At 56.8% G+C, this 17,865-nt stretch carries 16 protein-coding genes; 8 read left to right on the top strand and 8 right to left on the bottom strand.

Annotated features, from left to right (window positions below):
• Positions 1-22: 22 nt before the first annotated feature.
• The 4 genes from ACWGKN_RS18915 to ACWGKN_RS18900 form a co-directional block, all read right to left on the bottom strand.
• Positions 23-2,728 carry a CBS domain-containing protein gene (locus ACWGKN_RS18915; protein ID WP_035227134.1) on the bottom strand — a complete coding sequence of 902 codons (2,706 nt, stop codon included), beginning with the start codon at positions 2,726-2,728 and terminating at the stop codon, positions 23-25.
• A gap of 91 nt (positions 2,729-2,819) precedes the next feature.
• On the bottom strand, positions 2,820-3,671 hold the full coding sequence (xerD, locus tag ACWGKN_RS18910) for a site-specific tyrosine recombinase XerD (protein ID WP_452095813.1): 852 nt from the start codon (positions 3,669-3,671) through the stop codon (positions 2,820-2,822).
• A gap of 144 nt (positions 3,672-3,815) precedes the next feature.
• Positions 3,816-4,007 carry a 30S ribosomal protein S21 gene (rpsU, locus tag ACWGKN_RS18905; RefSeq protein WP_353740480.1) on the bottom strand — a complete coding sequence of 64 codons (192 nt, stop codon included), beginning with the start codon at positions 4,005-4,007 and terminating at the stop codon, positions 3,816-3,818.
• A gap of 207 nt (positions 4,008-4,214) precedes the next feature.
• On the bottom strand, positions 4,215-5,600 hold the full coding sequence (locus ACWGKN_RS18900) for an FAD-binding oxidoreductase (RefSeq protein WP_424254014.1): 1,386 nt from the start codon (positions 5,598-5,600) through the stop codon (positions 4,215-4,217).
• A gap of 138 nt (positions 5,601-5,738) precedes the next feature.
• Between ACWGKN_RS18900 and ACWGKN_RS18895 the strand changes: the two genes are divergently transcribed.
• Entirely contained in the window at positions 5,739-6,677 is a 939-nt protein-coding gene (locus ACWGKN_RS18895) for a D-alanine--D-alanine ligase family protein (protein ID WP_424254016.1), read from the top strand.
• 39 nt (positions 6,678-6,716) lie between these two features.
• On the opposite strand, the gene fdhD is transcribed toward ACWGKN_RS18895, so the two are convergent.
• On the bottom strand, positions 6,717-7,484 hold the full coding sequence (gene fdhD, locus ACWGKN_RS18890) for a formate dehydrogenase accessory sulfurtransferase FdhD (protein WP_035227204.1): 768 nt from the start codon (positions 7,482-7,484) through the stop codon (positions 6,717-6,719).
• A gap of 266 nt (positions 7,485-7,750) precedes the next feature.
• On the opposite strand from fdhD, the gene ACWGKN_RS18885 reads away from it, so the two are divergent.
• The 4 genes from ACWGKN_RS18885 to mobB all read left to right on the top strand — a co-directional run bounded on the left by ACWGKN_RS18885 (position 7,751) and on the right by mobB (position 13,101).
• On the top strand, positions 7,751-8,935 hold the full coding sequence (locus tag ACWGKN_RS18885; RefSeq protein WP_424254018.1) for an ABC transporter substrate-binding protein: 1,185 nt from the start codon (positions 7,751-7,753) through the stop codon (positions 8,933-8,935).
• 55 nt (positions 8,936-8,990) lie between these two features.
• Positions 8,991-11,429, top strand: a complete 2,439-nt coding sequence (locus ACWGKN_RS18880; RefSeq protein ID WP_424254020.1) for a cache domain-containing protein — start codon at positions 8,991-8,993, stop codon at positions 11,427-11,429.
• 104 nt (positions 11,430-11,533) lie between these two features.
• Positions 11,534-12,226: a response regulator transcription factor gene (locus ACWGKN_RS18875; protein WP_052159708.1), complete on the top strand. Its 693-nt coding sequence runs from the start codon at positions 11,534-11,536 to the stop codon at positions 12,224-12,226.
• A gap of 215 nt (positions 12,227-12,441) precedes the next feature.
• On the top strand, positions 12,442-13,101 hold the full coding sequence (mobB, locus tag ACWGKN_RS18870; RefSeq protein ID WP_035227149.1) for a molybdopterin-guanine dinucleotide biosynthesis protein B: 660 nt from the start codon (positions 12,442-12,444) through the stop codon (positions 13,099-13,101).
• Between the two features lie 16 nt (positions 13,102-13,117).
• Here the strand turns inward: mobB and serS are convergent, their stop codons facing one another.
• Positions 13,118-14,395, bottom strand: a complete 1,278-nt coding sequence (gene serS, locus ACWGKN_RS18865) for a serine--tRNA ligase (RefSeq protein WP_452095791.1) — start codon at positions 14,393-14,395, stop codon at positions 13,118-13,120.
• Between the two features lie 42 nt (positions 14,396-14,437).
• Between serS and tatC the strand changes: the two genes are divergently transcribed.
• Both tatC and ACWGKN_RS18855 read left to right on the top strand, forming a co-directional pair.
• The gene (tatC, locus tag ACWGKN_RS18860; protein WP_452095790.1) at positions 14,438-15,262 is read left to right on the top strand and encodes a twin-arginine translocase subunit TatC; all 825 of its coding nucleotides are present in this window, start codon (positions 14,438-14,440) and stop codon (positions 15,260-15,262) included.
• A 294-nt stretch (positions 15,263-15,556) separates the two neighbouring features.
• A complete protein-coding gene (locus tag ACWGKN_RS18855; protein WP_424254025.1) occupies positions 15,557-15,889 on the top strand; it encodes an FtsB family cell division protein in 333 nt (110 codons plus the stop codon).
• A 27-nt stretch (positions 15,890-15,916) separates the two neighbouring features.
• Here ACWGKN_RS18855 and ACWGKN_RS18850 read toward each other — a convergent pair whose 3' ends face one another.
• A complete protein-coding gene (locus tag ACWGKN_RS18850; RefSeq protein WP_424254027.1) occupies positions 15,917-16,129 on the bottom strand; it encodes an FmdB family zinc ribbon protein in 213 nt (70 codons plus the stop codon).
• 174 nt (positions 16,130-16,303) lie between these two features.
• Entirely contained in the window at positions 16,304-16,675 is a 372-nt protein-coding gene (locus ACWGKN_RS18845) for a helix-turn-helix domain-containing protein (RefSeq protein ID WP_035227155.1), read from the bottom strand.
• A 300-nt stretch (positions 16,676-16,975) separates the two neighbouring features.
• Here ACWGKN_RS18845 and ACWGKN_RS18840 point away from each other — a divergent pair, with 300 nt between their 5' ends.
• On the top strand, positions 16,976-17,782 hold the full coding sequence (locus ACWGKN_RS18840; RefSeq protein WP_452095789.1) for a uracil-DNA glycosylase: 807 nt from the start codon (positions 16,976-16,978) through the stop codon (positions 17,780-17,782).
• The last annotated feature ends 83 nt before the right edge of the window (positions 17,783-17,865 follow it).

Here is a 17,865-nt window from a genome sequence, read left to right as displayed (position 1 = left end):
GACCTTCTGCCAGGCAGTCATTCTAAGCACGCGGGCCGGCGGCGGCAAGGGACTCCGGAGGAAAGGTCCGGCGCAGGAGGGCGATTTCCTCCTCGCGGTTGTGGACCCGGTCGTCCAGCCGGGCGTCGAGGAGGTCGTTGAGGATCATCTTGAATTCCGGACCCGGTCGGTAGCCGAGGGCCATCAGATCGTCCCCGGTCAGATCGGCACGGGTGTAGCGCAGTTTGGTGACGTAGTTCGATACGGCCTTCTTCACCTGGTTCTTGCGGGCCAAGGCCATCAGGTAGAGCAGTCCCTCGATGCTCAGTTCCTTCAGGAGCCAGTAAATCTCGCTGTTGGCGATGATGGCTCGTCTCGACAGCAGGTTGGCCGTCTTTTCGGCATGGGTTTTCTGCCAGAGGAGACGGTCGGCAATTTTCTGGGGAACCTGGAACCGGCTGCAGAACGCGGTCAACACCTCTTCCGGTGATCTGCTCATGATGGCGAGGAGGTAGACCATCCAGTTGTGGTAGGGTTCGTCGAGGTAGAGCAGGCGAAACCAGGAGATGGCCCTCTGTGTTTGGTGCAGGATATGGAGGAAGCGGCGGTCGATCTTGAGGTGGGGTTTGAGTTCCGGCCAGAGGAAGGGGAAGAGATTGAATTCGGCCAGCCGCTGGATGGCCGGGACGGGGTCCTCCTCGGAGAGAATCTGTTTGAGCTCGGAGAAGAATCGCGGATCGTCGGTCTTGCCGAAGAGCTGCATGCTCACCGCATTATGCATCAACCGCCGGGTATGGGGGGCAATTTCGAAGGCCATGCGCGCCTCGAAGCGGATGGCCCTGAATATCCGGCTGGGATCCTCGACGAAGCTGAGATTATGCAGGACCTTGATCGATCGGTGGTTGAGGTCGTTCTGGCAGTTGAAAAAATCGATCAGGGTGCCGAAATGTTCGGGGTTGAGCTGGATGGCCATCGCGTTGATGGTGAAATCGCGGCGGTAGAGATCGAGTTTGATCGACGACAGTTCGACGGTCGGCAGCGCTGCCGGGTATTCGTAATACTCGAGCCGGGCGGTAGCGACATCGATCTTGGTTCCGTTCGGCAGCATGACCATGGCGGTCCCGAAGCGTTCATGGGTCTTGATCCGTCCCTGCAGAATTCCGGCAAGCTTTTTGGCGAACCGGATACCATCCCCTTCGATGACGATATCGAGATCGAGGTTGCTCTTCTTCAGCAGCAGATCCCGGACGAAGCCGCCGACGGCGAAGGCGTTGAACTGCAGTTCGTCGGCGACCGCACCGATCTTCTGCAGCAGTTCGATCATCGGTTTGTTGAGGCATTCGACAATGATCGAGTTCAGGTTGCGTTTGCGCTCGAGAGACGGGTGCTCCGATTCGTGGAGCAGGTCCTTGGGCAGGTGAGCGGGGTCGTTGACCAGGCGGTTGAGCAGATCGGTACGGGTAATGATGCCCTGGAGGACACCGTTGTCGACGATCGGGATCAGCCGCTGGCGATGCTCGATGATCAGCTCCTGGATATCGGCGAGGGTCGCGTCGGCCGTCAGGGTGGCGATATCCGAGGTCATGTAGGCGCTGACCGGCAGGCCGCCGAGATCATGGTGGATGGCCTTTTCCACCACCATGCGCGAGATGATGCCGAGTATGGCCCGGGGGGGTGGGGTTTGGCCTGGTTCGGCAACGGCGAGCGGCGACAGGACCGGCATGGCGGTGATGCTGTAGCGGGTCAGGATCTCGTTGGCCTTGGCGATCGTCGTGTCGGCGGGGATGGTGATGGCCGGCTTCGACATCATCTCCCGGGCGATCGGCTGGGGCAGGACGTGGCGGTGGAGGGTGTGGATGAGTTTTTCCTGGGCCTCGGTCAGGGTCATGTCGCGCAGGGTGGCCGAGGCGGCCGTGGCATGGCCGCCGCCGCCGAGATCGCGGGCGATGATGCCGACATTGACCTCGGCGATGCGGCTGCGGGCGATCAGGTAGATGCGGTCGGCCATCGAGATCAGGGCGAACAGGGTGTCGAGGTTCTCCATGTGCATGAATCGCCTTGCGATCATGGCAAAATCATCGACATAGGCTGGTAGCGACAGGGTGACGACGACGATCGGGATCCCCTGGATGGTGTACTGGATCGCCGTCTTCATCAGGCTGTGGAGCAGCTCGACCTGGCTGGAGGTCAGGTCGTAGGTGATGAACTGGGCGATGATATCGAGCTTGGCTCCTTTTTCCAGCAGCCAGGCGGCGGCGATGAGATCGTCGGGAGTGGTGGTGAGATGGGTCAGGGAACCGGTATCCTCGTAGATACCGAGGCCGAGAATGGTCGCCTCTTCCACCGAGATGTCAATGTCCCGCTTTTTCAACTCTTCGATGAGGATGGTCGTGGTCGATCCGACATCGCGTATGATCTCGATCTCACCCCGCAGGTCGCCGGAGGCCGCCGGGTGATGGTCGTACAGGTGCACCTTGATGCCGGGGTTGGCGAGGCAGGCGGCGAGGTGGCCGATCCGCTCGGACGACCGGGTGTCGACGACAATCAGGGTATCGACCCTGGCCAGGTCGATATTTTTGGTCTTCTGAAATTCATAGCGGTAAAGCAGGGTCTGCGAGATGAATTCCCTGACGTTTTTTTCCTGCGATCCGGGAAAGGTCAGCAGGGCGTCGGGATAGAGCTTCTGGGCGGCAATCATCGAGGCCAGGCTGTCGAAATCAGCGTTCAGGTGAGAGGTGATGATGCGCATCGCAGAAGGAGTCAGGCTGGTTGTTGACGGTCGGTTGTAGCGGAATATCCTGCTATTGTATACCAATGCAGACGGGAATAGCCATCGGAAATCAGCCCCGGGGATGGTATTTGCGATGAATCGATTTCAGCCGATCCTGGTCGATATGGGTATAGATCTGGGTCGTGGTGATGTCGGAGTGGCCAAGCATCATCTGCACCGAGCGCAGGTCGGCGCCGTGGGCCAGGAGATGGGTGGCGAAGGAGTGGCGGATCATGTGCGGCGAGATATCCTTGGTGATCCCGGCGGCGATCGCCGTTTTCCTGAGGATCTGCCAGAACCGTAATCGGGTCATGGCCGTACCTCTGGCGGTGACAAAGAGAAAATTGCTGCGTCGACCGCCCAGGATCAGGGCCCGACCCTGTCGAAGGTAGGTCTCGATCTGTTCCCTCGCCTGGATGCCGAAGGGGATGAGTCGTTCCTTGCCGCCCTTGCCGAAGACCCGGACAAAGCCGGAGGCGAGATTACAGGCGGCAAGCGGCAGGCTGACCAGTTCCGAGACGCGAAGGCCGGTGGAGTAGAGGAGAAAGAGCATGGCTCGATCGCGGCAGGCAAGCGGCGAGGTGACCGCCGGTGGCGCCAGCAGTTTGTTGACCTCGGCCAGGGAAAGGGCCTTGGGCAGGATCTGCCCGCTTTTCGGCAGATCGATGATTGCAAAAGGGTTGCGGTGGACCTGGTCGACCCGGACCAGGAAGGAGAAGAAATGTCTGAGGGCGGAGATGCGCCGGGCGTTGCTGCGATGGCCGATACCGTGCACCCGTGCCTGTTCGAGAAATTGATGGATGACCGGGATGTCGACCAGTTCGAGATCGGCTATCGATGCGCGCCAGATAAAGTTCAGGAAGAAATCGACGTCAGCGGCGTAAGCCTTGACGGTGTTTTCGGCAAGACGCCGCTCGGAGATGAGATAGTGGAGAAATGATTCGGCGACGGAGGAAAGATGTTCGGGGAGGCGTGAAGGTTCGATAATCTCGTGAAATGCGCTGCCGAAGGTTTGATACGGATTATGAGGTCCGGCGCGGGGCCGGACCTCATAATCCGGCGAGAATCAGAGCGATTTTCTGATGCGATTGAACTTGCGGAGCTTTCGGCGGGCTTCCGCCTCTTTGCGACGTTTTTTGACGCTTGGCTTTTCGTAATACTCCCGGCGTTTCAGTTCTCGTTTGATGCCGTCAATCTGCAGTTTTTTCTTCAGCTGTCGTATGGCGTACTCGAGATCGCCGCGAACTTCCACTTCAATCATCTGGGGGCTCCGTTGAACGAATTGGTTTCCTGGAACTGACGGTAAGAACCGCAAGAGCGAGTCAGACCAGACATAATTTCATGACATGAAACCTGTTATATAAAAACCAGAGCATTTTCTGTCAATGCATTTCTTGGCCGAAGGTCACCAATCGTCCAGGCGAACCTGCCCTGTATTTCGAGCGGATAGCACGGAAAGCGTCGATTATGCGTTTTTTTGGGGAAATATCTTGCCGGGATTGAGGATGTTCTGCGGATCGAGGAGATGTTTCAGGTCTTGCATCAGCTTGATGGTGGCCTCATTGAGTTCGAGTGACAGGAAGGGGGCCTTGCTGAGACCGATGCCGTGCTCGCCGGAGAGGGTGCCGCCCAGGGCGATCGCCTGGCGAAACAATCGGTCTTTGGCGGATTCCCCGCGTCGCAGCTGTTCCGGGTCGTCCTTGTCGAGCATGATATTGACATGGATGTTGCCGTCACCGGCGTGGCCGAAGGTCAGGATCGTCAGACCAAGCTCTGCCGAGAGCTGCTCGGTGAAGGCGACCAGGTCGGGGATACGGGTCCGCGGCACGGCCACGTCTTCGCTGATTTTGTGCGGACTGAGATTGAAGGTGGCGGGCGAAATCGAACGCCGTGCCTGCCACAACTCATCGACCTCGGCCTGGCTGGCGGCATGGTGGCAGCGGCAGTCCGGTTCGGCCGCGAGCAGGGTCTTGAGACGGACCGTCTGGTGGTCGACGGTCTGGCGGTCGCCGTCCAGTTCGATGAGCAGCAGGGCCTCGGTGCCCGGCGGCGGAGGCGCCGACAACCTGTCGGTGACGACCCGGATGGCGGTTCGGTCCATGTACTCAAGGGTGCAGGGGCGGATGTTGCTGTTGAGGATTTTGGCCACCAGGGCGGTGGTGCGGGCCAGTGACGTCGAGGTGACGAGGAATGTCTCCTTGTGCTCCGGCAGGGGGAGGAGGCGGAGGATGAGCCTGGTGATGATCCCCAGGGTCCCCTCGGACCCGATGAACAGCCGGGTCAGGTCGTACCCTGTCACCCCTTTTTCGGTGCGGGTTCCGGCGGTCACAATGTCCCCTGAGGCGAGCACCGCCTCCAGGCCGATGACGAAGTCCTTGGTGACCCCGTATTTGACGGCCGAGGGGCCTCCGGCGCATTCGGCGGCATTGCCCCCGATCGTGCAGAATTTCAGGCTGGCGGGATCCGGGGGGTAGAAGAGTCCGAATTGCCGGACCGCCTTCTGCAGGTCGCCGGTTATGACCCCGGGTTCGACGATGGCGATCTGATTGGCGGCATCGATCTCGACGATCCGGTTCATCCGGCTGAGGGCGAGGACGAGGCCGCCGCGGGCCGGGACCGACCCGCCGGTCATGCCGGTGCCGGCGCCCCGCGGCACCACCGGAAACCCGTATTCGGAGGCCAGGCGCATGATGGCGGCGACCTCGGTGGTTGCCGCCGGAAAGGCTACGGCCTCGGGCAGAAAGATTTTTCCTGCACCGTCGAAGGAATAGCAGTGCAGATCTTCCCGTCGCGTCGTACAGAAGCCGGGGCCGACAATAGCTGCAATTTTTTTAATGATAATCGGGTTCATCGGGGTAATATACAGAGGGTCCGGTCGTGACGTGCAGCCGGCGGGGAGCACCGGGACGTGGTCGGTCCGGTGATACGGATCGTGGTTGAGAATTGATACCGATTAACATAAGGATTGTCGGCAATGCAAGGACAAAAGATGCGAATCGCCCTCCTCGCCGGAGGGACTTCGGGGGAGCGGGCGGTATCATTGAATGGGGCGGCGGAAGTGGAAAGGGCCCTCGATCCAGGGCGGTTCCAGGTCAGAAGATACGATCCCGCCTGTGATCTGGCGAAACTGGTGGGCGATGCCGGCGAGATCGATTTCGCCTTCATTTTGCTCCATGGCCTCAACGGCGAAGACGGGACGGTGCAGGGGATGCTCGATCTGCTCGGCATCCCTTATCAGGGTTCAGGAGTGCTCGGTAGCGCCATCGCCATGGACAAGTACCTGTCCAAGGAACTGTATCGGCTCCACGGCCTGCCGGTCGCCGACTGTGTGATCATCCGGCCGGGGGAGGGCGGCAGCCTCCAGGGGATTGTCGACCGGCTCGGCCTGCCCGTGATCGTCAAGCCGGTCCGCGAGGGCTCGAGCCTGGGGTTGACCATCGCCGGGTCGGTCGAAGAGCTGCAAGCCGGGATCGAGACGGCGAAAAAACATGACCGGCAGGTCATGGTCGAGCAGTTTATCAAGGGTCGTGAGATCACCGCCGCCGTCCTCGGCAACGACGACCCGACGGCCCTGCCGCTGATCGAGATCATCCCCGGCGAAGGGTTCGCCTTCTTCGACTATACGGCCAAATACCAGCCGGGCGCCTCACGGGAGATCTGTCCCGCCCCGCTCAGTCCCGAGCTGACGGCAGAGGCGCAGCAGTATGCCCTGGCCGCCCATGCGGCCCTGCGTCTGCGGGGATATTCCCGGACCGACATGATCCTCGACGAAGCCGGACGGTACTTTCTCCTCGAGACCAACACCATCCCGGGAATGACCGCCACCAGCCTGATGCCGCAGGCAGCGGCGAAGCATGGGCTCGATTTCCCGCAGTTCCTCGAGCGGTTGATCGAACTGGCTGTCGAGGACCGGAAGACGCAACGGTAGGCCGCCGGTCGAGACAGGGGACGGCCGTGTCCGCAGCCGTCAGACGACGATCCGTTCCGGGGCGTTGAAGACGTTGAGGCGGTCGGGTCGGGCATAGGCCCCCAGGGTCAGTCCGGCCTGTCGGGCGATGGCCAGGCCGAGCGAGGAGGGGGCTGTGCGCGACAGCACGATCGGGATCCCCATCCGGGCGCACTTCAGCACCATATCCGAGGTCAACCGGCCGGTCGTATAGATGGCCCCCCGGATCGGCGCCTTGCCGAGGAGAATCGCTCCCAGGACCTTGTCGACGGCGTTGTGACGGCCGACGTCTTCATAGTAGACCAGGATTTCACCATCGGCCCAGAGCCCGCAGCCATGGACGCAATGGGTCTCCTGGCCGAGGGTCGAGATCCGGGGGGCCTGGGTGATGAAGTCGCGCAACTCCTCGAAGGGGAGGGTGTATTCCTGCAGCGGCTCGAAGGCCCCCTCCAGCATTTCCCGCGGTATCTTGCCGGTGCCACCGCAGCCGGAGGTGATGATGACCTCTTTCGGGCGGGTCGATACAACATCGGCATACACGGATATTCTGCCTTCCGGGCAGACGATCACCTCCTTCACCTCCTCCGGCGTCCGGATATACCCCTGGCCGAAGAGAAAGCCGACCCCGAATTCGGCCAGGCCGACAGGCAGGACCATCGAGGCGCCGATGGTTTCGTCGTTCAACGCCACGGTATACGGTGTTTCAATGGCCAGTTGCTCTTCCTGCCGGTGGCTTCCCTGGGGGGTGACTACCGTCGTCAGGTGGGTCAGGGTGACGTTGTTTTTCATGGTATTGCAGTCAATGGCTTGAATGATCACGGGCTGAATCAAGAAGGTGCTCTCATCGAAAAGAGAGTACATCCTATAGAGACTCGGTGTCGATTTCAACTGTTTAGGACGATGCGCCCGTCTTTCGGCGGCTTTTTCTTGGTAGTTGTGCCTCTCCGATGGATATTGTACTCTTGAAAATGGTGCGGCGGCTCTTGCGCATCAAGCGGTAAAATTTCCGGGGTGGAGGGATTCGGGGCGATGCGGGGACAGTCGGGGGAGTCGAAATGTTTCTAGCTGGTGTCATCAGGACGGTGGTCAGGACACGAGCGATGATGGTTGCCATCCTCGCGTTTGCGTCTGCCCTCCCTGCCGGGGTGCGGGCGCAGGCCGTGCATACGGAACAGGTCCCCATTGTCCTGGGACAGTCGTGCGCCCTGACCGGCCCGTCCAAGAATCTCGGCCTTGAATTGCGGGCGGGCCTGCTGGCCGCTTTTTCCAAGGTCAATGATGATGGGGGCATAGGCGGCAGGGATATTCTGCTTGTCAGCCGCGATGACGGGTACGAGCCTGATCGCGCGGTCCGCAACACCAGGACCTTTATCCAGGATGAGTCGATATTCATGTTGATCGGCGAGGTCGGGACCCCGACCTCGAATGCCGTTCTCCCGTTGATCGAGGAGTACAAGATCCCGTTTTTCGCGCCGTTCACCGGAGCCGAGGTCCTGCGGCAGCCGTTCCGCCAGTATGTCATCAATGTTCGCGCCAGCTATTATCAGGAGATGGAGAGGCTCGCCTCCTATCTCATCGAAAAGAAAAAAATTACAAAAATCGCCTGCTTTTACCAGGATGACAGCTATGGTCTTGATGGTCTGAAAGGAATCGAACTGGCCCTGGCACGACGCGGCCTGCGTCTGGTATCGAAGGGGAGCTATGAACGGAATACCGTTGCCGTTCTGCGCGGTCTGACCGATGTCCTCCAGGCCGACCCGGAGGCGGTGGTCCTGGCCGGGACCTACTCGGCATGTGCCGAATTCATCAAACTCAGCAAGACCAGGACGTCCAAACGGCTGCTGTACTGCAACATCTCCTTTGTCGGTACCGAGAGCCTGAAGGACGCCCTCGGCCGTTACGGCAGCGATGTCATCGTCTCCCAGGTCGTCCCTTATCCGCTCGACACCGAAGTTCCCCTGATCCACGAATATACCGACGCGATGGAAAAGTACCAGCACGACGCCCCGATCAGTTTTATCTCGCTCGAGGGATATATGGCCGGCAAGCTGTTCGCGCAGATCGCGACCATGGTGCCGGGCGAGTTGACTCGGGAAAAATTCATCTCGACGATGGAACAGGTGGGCACCTTCGATCTGGGAGGGGTGACCCTGCAGTTCGGACCGAAGGACCACCAGGGCATGGATACTATCTATCTGACCGAGATAAATCCTGATCTGAAGAAGGTGGTAAAGGAGTGAGAGCGGCGATGTTGATGGACCAGCCCCGTTGGGAGGCATCCAGCCGGGTGATTCGATGACTGCCAGGTCGCGACGTATTTCCCTGTCTTCGGCGCCGTTTTACGCCTCCCTGGTCGTTATTTTCTCGCTTGGCCTGTTCACCGGCACGTTCTGGGCCTTCAACGAGTATCAGGCCTACCAGGAGAGCATCAGCTATATCCGCAACAACTACCAGAAACAGTACCGGGACCGGTTGCAGGAAGAAATCGGCGGGGTGATGGACTTCATCCAGTACAAGCGCTCCCAGACCGATATCCTGATCGAGAACGAGATTCGCCAGAAGGTCCAGACCGCGTATACGACGGCATCCCATATCTACAGCCAGTACAAGGATGAGAAGAGTATCGATGATCTCCGGGTGATGGTGCTGGAAATCCTCCGTCCCATCCGGTGGAACAACGAGCGCGGGTACTATTTCGCCGGCAGGGTCGAGGATCAGGTCATCGATCTCTTCGCCGACGACCCCTACTTCGAAGGCAAGAGCAGGGCTCGGTTCGAGAAAGAGACAGGGATCGATGTCATCGGCGATATTATCAAGATTATCGAAGAAAAAGGCGCCGGGTTGTATCGCTATAACTGGGCGAAGCCGGAATACATTGGTTCAAGCTACCAAAAGGTGTCTTTCGTTAAATATTTCAAGCCGTTCGACTGGTTCATCGGTGCCGGGATCTATATCGATGACATGGAGAAGCTGATCCAGGAGGACGTCCTGGCCCAGGTGCAGAAGATGCATTTCGGACGGGATGGGGAGGTCTTCGGTTTTCGCAACGACGGAACCATCATCTGCAACCGTGACGAACGATTGATCGGCCGCTCGATCAAGGACCTGACAGGGGACAAGGGAGAGCCTTTCGGTGAGCAGATGTGGAAGGCCGGCATCAGCAGCGACCACGAGGATTACGTCAGTTATGCCGTACTGCGGCCGGCTGAGGGGAAGGTGTACCAAAAAATGAGCTATGTAAAGGCGTTCAAGGAATGGGGCTGGGTCTTTGTGGCCAGTATGAACATGGATGAGATGGAGAAGGCCATCATCGATGAAACCAGGACCTATATCCGCATCGCCTTCAAGAATGCCTTTCTCTTTGTCCTGCTGTTCATTGTGGCGGTTTCGCTCTTGTTGCTGATCGCCTATTTTTATTCGCTGAAGATCAAGCAGGGTATCAGCCTTTTTACCAATTTTTTTCGGGAGGCGGCGGATTCGAAGGTGAAGATCGAAAAAACCGATCTGGCCTTCGCCGAATTTGAAGATCTCGGCAACCTGGCGAATCGGATGATCGATGATCGCATCCAGAAGGAATTCCTCCTCCATCGTGACGAACTCCGGCTCGATACCCTGCTGCGCCTGGGGATGATGGAAAAATATTCCCTGCAGGAGAAATATGATTTCATCATGCAGCGGATCGTCCAGATCACCCGGAGCGAGGCAGGCTACATGGCGCTGGTCAATACCGGCCAGACCCAGCTGTCCCTGTGCAGTTTCTTCTCGAAAAACCCGCAGCGGCCGGAGGCAGCGGGATCTTGCCGGCTCAATGAATCGAGGCGGGTTGAAGATGGCGGCCTGCCCGGCGATGCGGTGATGCAGAAGAAGGCGATTATCAACAATGCCTTCGTGGAGGGCGACAATGGAGTGATCTACCCCTATCAGCTGCAGGTCCGGCGCCATCTCGATGTGCCGATATACAACAGTGGCAAGATTGTCATAGTCGCCGGGGTCTGCAACAACAGTTCGGATTACGACAATTCGGACCTCAGGCAGATGGCGATGCTGCTGGAGGGCATGTGGCTGCACGTCCTGAAGACTTCCTCGGAGATCGAGATGGCTCGGCTGGAACGGCAGATCATGGCCGTCAGTCTCGAGGAGAGAAGCAAGGTCGGGCGGGATCTGCATGACGATCTGGGCTCCCATCTCAGCGGCGTCGAGATGCTGGCCAAGGTTCTGCAGAAGAAGCTCGAGGCCGACGCGCCGGACAAGGCCAGGCAACTCCAGCGCATCCGCAACCTGATCCAGGAGGCGATCGAGAAAACCCGGCGCCTGGCCCGTGGTCTGTATCCGGTTCATATCATCGAGCAGGGGCTTGAGGCGGCGATCGAGGAGTTGATTGTCGAGGTCGAAGGTCTGTTCTATGTCGAGTGCACGCTGTCGTTCAACAGCGTGAAAGAGGCAATCGACAACAACGAGGCGACCCATATCTATTACATCATTCGCGAGGCGGTATTCAACGCCGCCCGGCATGGCAAGGCCAAGAATATCATGATTACGATTTCCAAGGGTGCCAGTCACCTGGACGTAACCATCACCGACGATGGAGACGGGATAGCCGAGGCCGTCCAGCACCAGGGGATGGGCCTGCATACGATGAAGTACCGGGCAAAGGCTATCGGTGCCTCGCTGTCGATCACCCCTGGCGAACATGGCGGGACCATTGTGGCCCTGTCCGGTGAGACCCAGGGATAAAAGAATTTCTGGCGAAGTCGACTGCGGATGATATTCGTATGGCGGCCGAGTGAACTTGAAGGGTATCGGCTACCGCCGATGGACCGTGTGTATGAGGGCTACGAATGGCTAAGATATTGATTGTCGACGATCATCCGGTTTTTCGAATGGGGATGGAGGAATTGTTGAACCAGGAGGAGGACTTTACCGTCTGCGGGGTGGCCGAGGATATCCGGTCGGCAAGAAGGGAACTGATCGAAAAGAAACCGGATCTGGCAATCATCGATATCTCGCTGGCGCAGGAAAATGGCCTCGATCTGGTCAAGGAGATCGCCAGCGGGCACCATTGCGTACTGGTCCTCGTTCTCTCCATGCACGATGAGTCGGTCTGGGCCGAACGGGCCATTCGCGCCGGGGCCCGAGGCTATGTCATGAAAAAGGAGGCCTCGGAGTCGATCATTGTCGCGATCCGTAATATTCTCAAAGGGAAAATACACGTCAGTGCCAACATGATGTCGCATCTGCTTGACAAATTCCAGGTCAATCCCGATTTCCAGAGCGGTCAGTCGGAAGAGGTGCTCACCGACAGGGAACTCGAGGTGTTCCGGCTCATCGGCCATGGTCTGTCGACCCGGGCCATTGCCGACCAGATGAAACTCAGCATCAAGACCATCGGGACGTACCGAGACCGGATCAAACAGAAGCTGTGCCTGAAGAGTGCCGTGGAATTGACAAGGCGAGCGGTGCTGTGGACGGAAAAGGAGAATTTCAGTAAGAACTCTCTCGATAACGTAAGAGAAACACCTACAGAAACGTAATTTTTTGACCTACGGCAAAATAGGGTCTTCCCTGATTCATTTCATTTACAATTCAAGTACAATAGTCTCGGTTCAACAGGAAGCCGTCTCCACCCGTCTGCCAGGGGGCGGCTTCCTTTTTTTTTGCCTGGAGGTGAAAAAAGTGTGTTCCTCTCGGTGGCAGAAAAAAATGATCAATCGCATGAAACAGCTTCAGTTCGTTGAAAAGGGGAGATATGACGCCAATCGTCACCTTTATCGGCTGGCATGACAGCGGCAAAACCACGCTGGCAAGTCAGGTTGTCAGTCATTTGAAAACGATGGGATATCGTGTCGCGGTCATCAAATCCAGCAAGGAATCAGGCGTCGTTTTCGATACCCCGGGGACGGACACAGCCAAGCATACGATGGCCGGGGCCGACTCGGTGATGTTCGTCGGACCGGACAAGATGGTGCTGCAGGCCGCAAACGATAACCTTCCTCTGCTGGCGCTGGCATACCGGTATTTTCCCGATGTTGATATCGTTATCGGCGAAGGATTCAAGGATGCACGAAAGGTTGCCAAGATAGAGGTGCTGCGGGACCGCGAGCGGATGCTGCGCAAAAAGGTGAATGGTGTTGTCGCGGTCGCCACGGACCTGGAAGATGTGGAGGGAGAAAACGTCTTCCGTTTGGATCAGAGCCTGGAACTGGCGCAGTTCCTTGAGAAGCGGTTTCTCCTGGGACATCGCAACGGTCAGGAAAGGACAATTCTCTTCATCAATGGCAGAAGGATACCGTTGAAGAATTTCGTCCAGGAAGTCCTGGCCAGCACTGTCCACGGCTTTGTCGGATCGCTGAAATGCGCCGACCAGATCGAAGAGATTGATATCCGGATCCGCCTGCCGAAGGCTTGAATCGCTGCTGTCTCCATCAAAATCGATTTTCGAAATACGGCTTCAGGACTTCGGGCAGGGTAATGCTGCCGTTCTCCTGCTGATAACTCTCAAGAATTGCCAGCAGCGTCCTGCCGATAGCCAGGCCTGATCCGTTCAGTGTATGTACCAGCCCGCTCTTCTTCTGCCCGTCCGGGCGATAGCGGATTGATCCCCGCCGCGCCTGGAAGTCGAGAAAGTTCGAGCATGACGAGATCTCCCGGTACGTCTGCTGGCCCGGCAACCAGACCTCGATGTCGTAGGTCTTGGCTGAAGAAAATCCAAGATCGCCGGAACACAGGCTGACCACCCGGTAATGGAGCCCGAGCAGTTGCAGGACTTCCTCGGCATCGTTGAGAAGCTTTTCCAGTTCCGGCATCGATGTGTCGGGGGTGGTGAACTTCACCAGCTCGACCTTGTCGAACTGATGCTGGCGGATCAGGCCGCGGGTATCACGGCCGTAGGAGCCGGCCTCGGAGCGGAAGCATGGGGTGTAGGCGGTGTAGCAGAGCGGCAGGTCCCGTTCCTCGAGCGTTTCATCCCGGTGGATGTTGGTGACCGGCACCTCCGCCGTCGGGATCAGATAGAGATCCCAGTTGTCGATCTTGAACAGGTCCTCGGCGAATTTCGGCAGCTGCCCGGTCGCCGTCAGCGAGGCGGTGTTGGCCATGAAGGGCGGAAGGACCTCGGTATATCCATGCCGTTGGGTGTGGAGGTCGAGCATGAAGTTGATCAGCGCCCGCTCGAGACGTGAGGCGAAACCGGTCAGCAGGGCGAAGCGGGCCCCGGCCAGTTTGGCCGCCCGGTCGAAATCGAGAATCCCCAGTTGTTCGCCAAGTTCCCAGTGCGGTTTCGGAGTGAAGCAGAAGGCGGGTTTCGTTCCCCAGGTCCTGATCTCGACATTGTCGCTCTCGTTGCGGCCGATCGGCACACTGTCGTCACAGAGGTTGGGGATCGCCATCACGATGTTCTGCAACTGCTCTTCGATCAGGGCCAGTTCCTGGTCGAGATCCTTGATTCGCTGGTTGGCGTCGCGCATTTCCACGATGAGGGCGTCGGCCTGCGCCGCGCCGTCTCCCTGCTCCCTTTTCAGCACCGAGATTTCTTTGGAGACCGTGTTGCGGCGGTTTTTCAGCCCTTCGACCTCGGCCAGGAATGTCAGTCGACGCTGATCGAGGTCGGCGAATTGCTCCAGCATATCGGGCGCCTGTCCGCGACGCGCCGTCTTCTCCTTGACCAGATCGAGATTTTCCCGTATGAATCGCAATTCGAGCATGGCTGTATATTTGGGTATGGGTAAATGGTTCGGAGTAGAGGGTTGTTTTTCCCTCCCTGTTTATCATGGCCGGGTGCTGAACGCAACCTCTATCAAATTGCATTTCCGATCTGTATTTGCTATCCTATAAGGCTCAGCGCCCATTTTTTCTTTCTGAAGAGCCGCACATTCATGGCCCATACAAGCCCTCTCGTCATCATTCTGCTCGAACTCCGTCGGACGATCAGGACACTCATTCTGACGACCTTCGGGCTGACGCTGGCTATTTTCATCCTGTCGCCTCGTCTGCTTGATATAGTCCAGTCCCACCTAGCCGAGAAGTTGTATTTTTTTTCGGTCGTCGAGCCATTTCTTTCCCATGTCAAACTGTCTCTGTTTGCCGCGATCTATGTTTTGTTGCCATGGGCTGCAAGCCTTTTCTGGATGGCGATAGGCAAGCCATTCAGCGTACGTAGACGAGATACCGTCTTGTTCGTGGTCTTTACCTGCCTGTTGTTTTATGCCGGGACCCTGTTCTGCTATTTCGTCACCCTGCCGTTAGGGATCAAGTTCCTGCTGGGATTTGGCTCGGCGGAATTGCAGCCGGTCATATCGATCAGCAGATTCATCAATTTCACCACCATATTTATCCTGGCCTTCGGTGGGATATTTGAACTCCCTCTCCTGATGATATTCTTTGCTCGCGTCGGAGTGTGCACAAGGCAGTTTTTTGAACGGCACCGGAGGGTAGCCGTGCTTGTCATCGCCATCGTTGCGGCAATGCTTACCCCGACACCCGACATTGTCAACATGCTGATGATGGGGGGCCCTCTTTATCTCCTCTATGAAGCCGGGATCGTTGCCCTGATGCTGATGCGGGTCAGGTAGGAGGACAGGTTCAGGATACCCCTGCCGTGGGGAAATCTCGATCACGTGGTCACCGGGATGTGAGAGAGAAGGTACCAACGGCGATACCTCTGGACCTCCGGCATATCGTCGACCTTGACGAGATCTGTCGCATGCCGGGGAACGCCTCCCGTGATCAAATCTTCTCGACGTTTTCAGTGATATCTGGTCTCTTAGACCAAGGATCCGCGAAGACAGCGAATCGGCACGGCAGACACTGCCGAGGGCAGCTTTTTGCCCAGGGATCAGGTTCGGTATGGATATGAGGTTGATTCAATGAAGAGAAATCTGAGACTGCACTTATCCCCATTGCAGGAAAAGTTGTTTGTCAGGATTACGGTCGTCCTGCTCGTAGTCGCTCTCGCCTGGATTATCTTTTCCCCGCGGTCCGGAGCTCTCGCGTATCTGCAGCAGCGTTCAAAATTGCACAATCTTCGGGAAAGGACGGTCAAGCTTGAACAAAGCAACGAGGAACTTGAAAAAGAGACAGAGAAGTTGCGTAACGACCCTGGCTATCTTGAGGAGGTTGCACGGCGTGAACATGGTTTGTTGAAAAAAAACGAATATATATACGATTTTTCACAACAGCGGGGAAAAGAATCAAAATAAACCCGACCGGGTCATGATTTATTTTGCTCAGGAAAATCCGCCACTTGGTTTGCATCCGCATTGACCGCCTGTCGGTGCCGAAGATACTGATCGGGGTTTGAAACCACTGCTGGAGAGGATCTTCCTGACATTTGCACTGTTGCAGTGACTGCAGACAACCTTGTCACTGCCCGTGGCAGATGTTACCAGGATCTCAAATATGGTATTGCAGTCATTACATTGATATTCATAAATGGGCATTCGTCTACCTTCCTTATTGATTTCATTATATTAAAGTTATTGCTCAACATTTGAGTGAACATTCAATAGCTGATATTATAGTTAATGCTTAAATAGAAGGCAATGCTTCAGCAGAAAATCTTTACAGATGTCCGGCTGGTACCTGGCGAACATCTTCCGGTGCGAAGATATGAGTTATTCCATGAGCGAGAGAAAGATCGGGCAGGCTTTGCAGACTTCGAGTTTGTTCGTGCTATTGGATTGCTGGGTGCACTGGCACAGTGTACCATTGAGGAACCAGCAGAGATGACCGCTTTGAAATTCCCATGCGGGGCAATGTTCTCGCTCGGAGCATTGTTTTTTCTCCCAGCACGGAATACGATTGGTATTTCTCCCGCGCTGGTTGATGAGGAGAAAGAAGAGCTGGCGTTCAATATGGGCGGGAACGGTTCGCCACCCCTGTTCATAGCTGTGAATGGTCTTGAGTGACATGCCCAGCAGTTCCGCCAGCTGTTTCTGGGTCTTGCCGAGTTTTTTCCTGAATAATCCGAATTCTTCCTTGTTCAAGGCAATAAGTCCTTACGTAATGTGATTGCAGACAGATATGTAGCCGGATTGTCGGATATATCAAGCAAAACAATTATAGAATAGATTGTATAACCAGTGTTTATCGTACCATATGGCCCGGTCATTGGTCTCTCATTTTTTCAAAACCAAATCGAGAAAATGTTCTGTAATTCATTCATAACCAGAACCGCACCATTTCGGCCTGCCGGGCTGCAGCAGGTCATTTTCGTGTGTCTTGTCTTCAGGTCTTCCGGGCAGTGCTCCAGAGGAATGGATGAGTTGACGGTAGCGGAGAGATAAATGCGCGAATCCGGATACTTGCAAGAATTGATTACACTTCTGCAGTATCATCGCAGTTCCGGGATACTCTATTATCCCGGCGATGAAACGACAGAACGATTTCTACGATCGGTGAAAAGACAGAAATCGCAACTGCCTCCATTCGATGGCGGGGCAGATGTTCCAGGGGAATCGTCCTCCCGGCCTTCGGCTTCGGGAGAGATGAACGAGGGCTTGATGGATGTCGATGCAGTCCTTTCCGCTCTCGTTGATGAAGTCGCGGTATGCCGGGCATGCAACCTGAGTCACCAGCGCCTGGCTGTTCGGGCCGGGGAGGGTGGCAGGTCCGGGCTGCGCTTGATGATTGTCGGTGACTGGCTCAGATGCGGAATCGATACCAATCTCCCGGATTCAGTACTGTTCGGCATTGAAGAAGATCGAATGGTTGCCCGGATGCTCCAGGCAATTCACCTTTCGATGGAGAACGTCTATATCTCCAATGTTATAAAATGTGTGGTTCCAGAAACGTACCAACCCGCAGCCGACCACATACGAACCTGTCTGTCGTATCTTCAGCGACAGATCGAGTTGCTGGAACCTGAATGTATCTGTGCGATGGGACTGGTCGCAGCAAGGGCCCTTGTGGGAGGTTCATTGCCGCTTTCGCAACTGAGGGGACGTCTTCACTCACTTGTCATTGGGGAAGGACGGCAAATTCCGGTGATAGCAACCTATCACCCATCGTTTCTGTTGAGGAATCCGGAAATGAAAAAGGCGGCCTGGGTGGATCTCCAGGCGATAGGAAAACGGCTGAAACTTCTGCAATAATGCGGCGGATATGAATCGGCTCTCAGCTGGTGGAAGTGGGATCCGTTATGAATATGGGCATTGACAATAAAAAGCCGCTCTTT

It is taken from the genome of Desulfoprunum sp. (assembly GCF_053613775.1).
The sequence above is the reverse complement of the archived record's forward strand: the minus strand, read 5'-3'. Positions and strand labels throughout refer to the sequence as shown.

Bases quoted from the DNA above. Each gene is read 5' to 3' on its own strand.
- ACWGKN_RS18915 (WP_035227134.1), bottom strand. From the start codon at position 2,728: ATGCGCATCATCACCTCTCACCTGAACGCTGATTTCGACAGCCTGGCC.
- ACWGKN_RS18900 (WP_424254014.1), bottom strand. From the start codon at position 5,600: ATGAACCCGATTATCATTAAAAAAATTGCAGCTATTGTCGGCCCCGGC.
- ACWGKN_RS18895 (WP_424254016.1), top strand. From the start codon at position 5,739: ATGCGAATCGCCCTCCTCGCCGGAGGGACTTCGGGGGAGCGGGCGGTA.
- fdhD (WP_035227204.1), bottom strand. From the start codon at position 7,484: ATGAAAAACAACGTCACCCTGACCCACCTGACGACGGTAGTCACCCCC.
- ACWGKN_RS18885 (WP_424254018.1), top strand. From the start codon at position 7,751: ATGTTTCTAGCTGGTGTCATCAGGACGGTGGTCAGGACACGAGCGATG.
- ACWGKN_RS18880 (WP_424254020.1), top strand. From the start codon at position 8,991: ATGACTGCCAGGTCGCGACGTATTTCCCTGTCTTCGGCGCCGTTTTAC.
- ACWGKN_RS18875 (WP_052159708.1), top strand. From the start codon at position 11,534: ATGGCTAAGATATTGATTGTCGACGATCATCCGGTTTTTCGAATGGGG.
- mobB (WP_035227149.1), top strand. From the start codon at position 12,442: ATGACGCCAATCGTCACCTTTATCGGCTGGCATGACAGCGGCAAAACC.
- serS (WP_452095791.1), bottom strand. From the start codon at position 14,395: ATGCTCGAATTGCGATTCATACGGGAAAATCTCGATCTGGTCAAGGAG.
- ACWGKN_RS18855 (WP_424254025.1), top strand. From the start codon at position 15,557: ATGAAGAGAAATCTGAGACTGCACTTATCCCCATTGCAGGAAAAGTTG.
- ACWGKN_RS18850 (WP_424254027.1), bottom strand. From the start codon at position 16,129: ATGCCCATTTATGAATATCAATGTAATGACTGCAATACCATATTTGAG.
- ACWGKN_RS18840 (WP_452095789.1), top strand. From the start codon at position 16,976: ATGCGCGAATCCGGATACTTGCAAGAATTGATTACACTTCTGCAGTAT.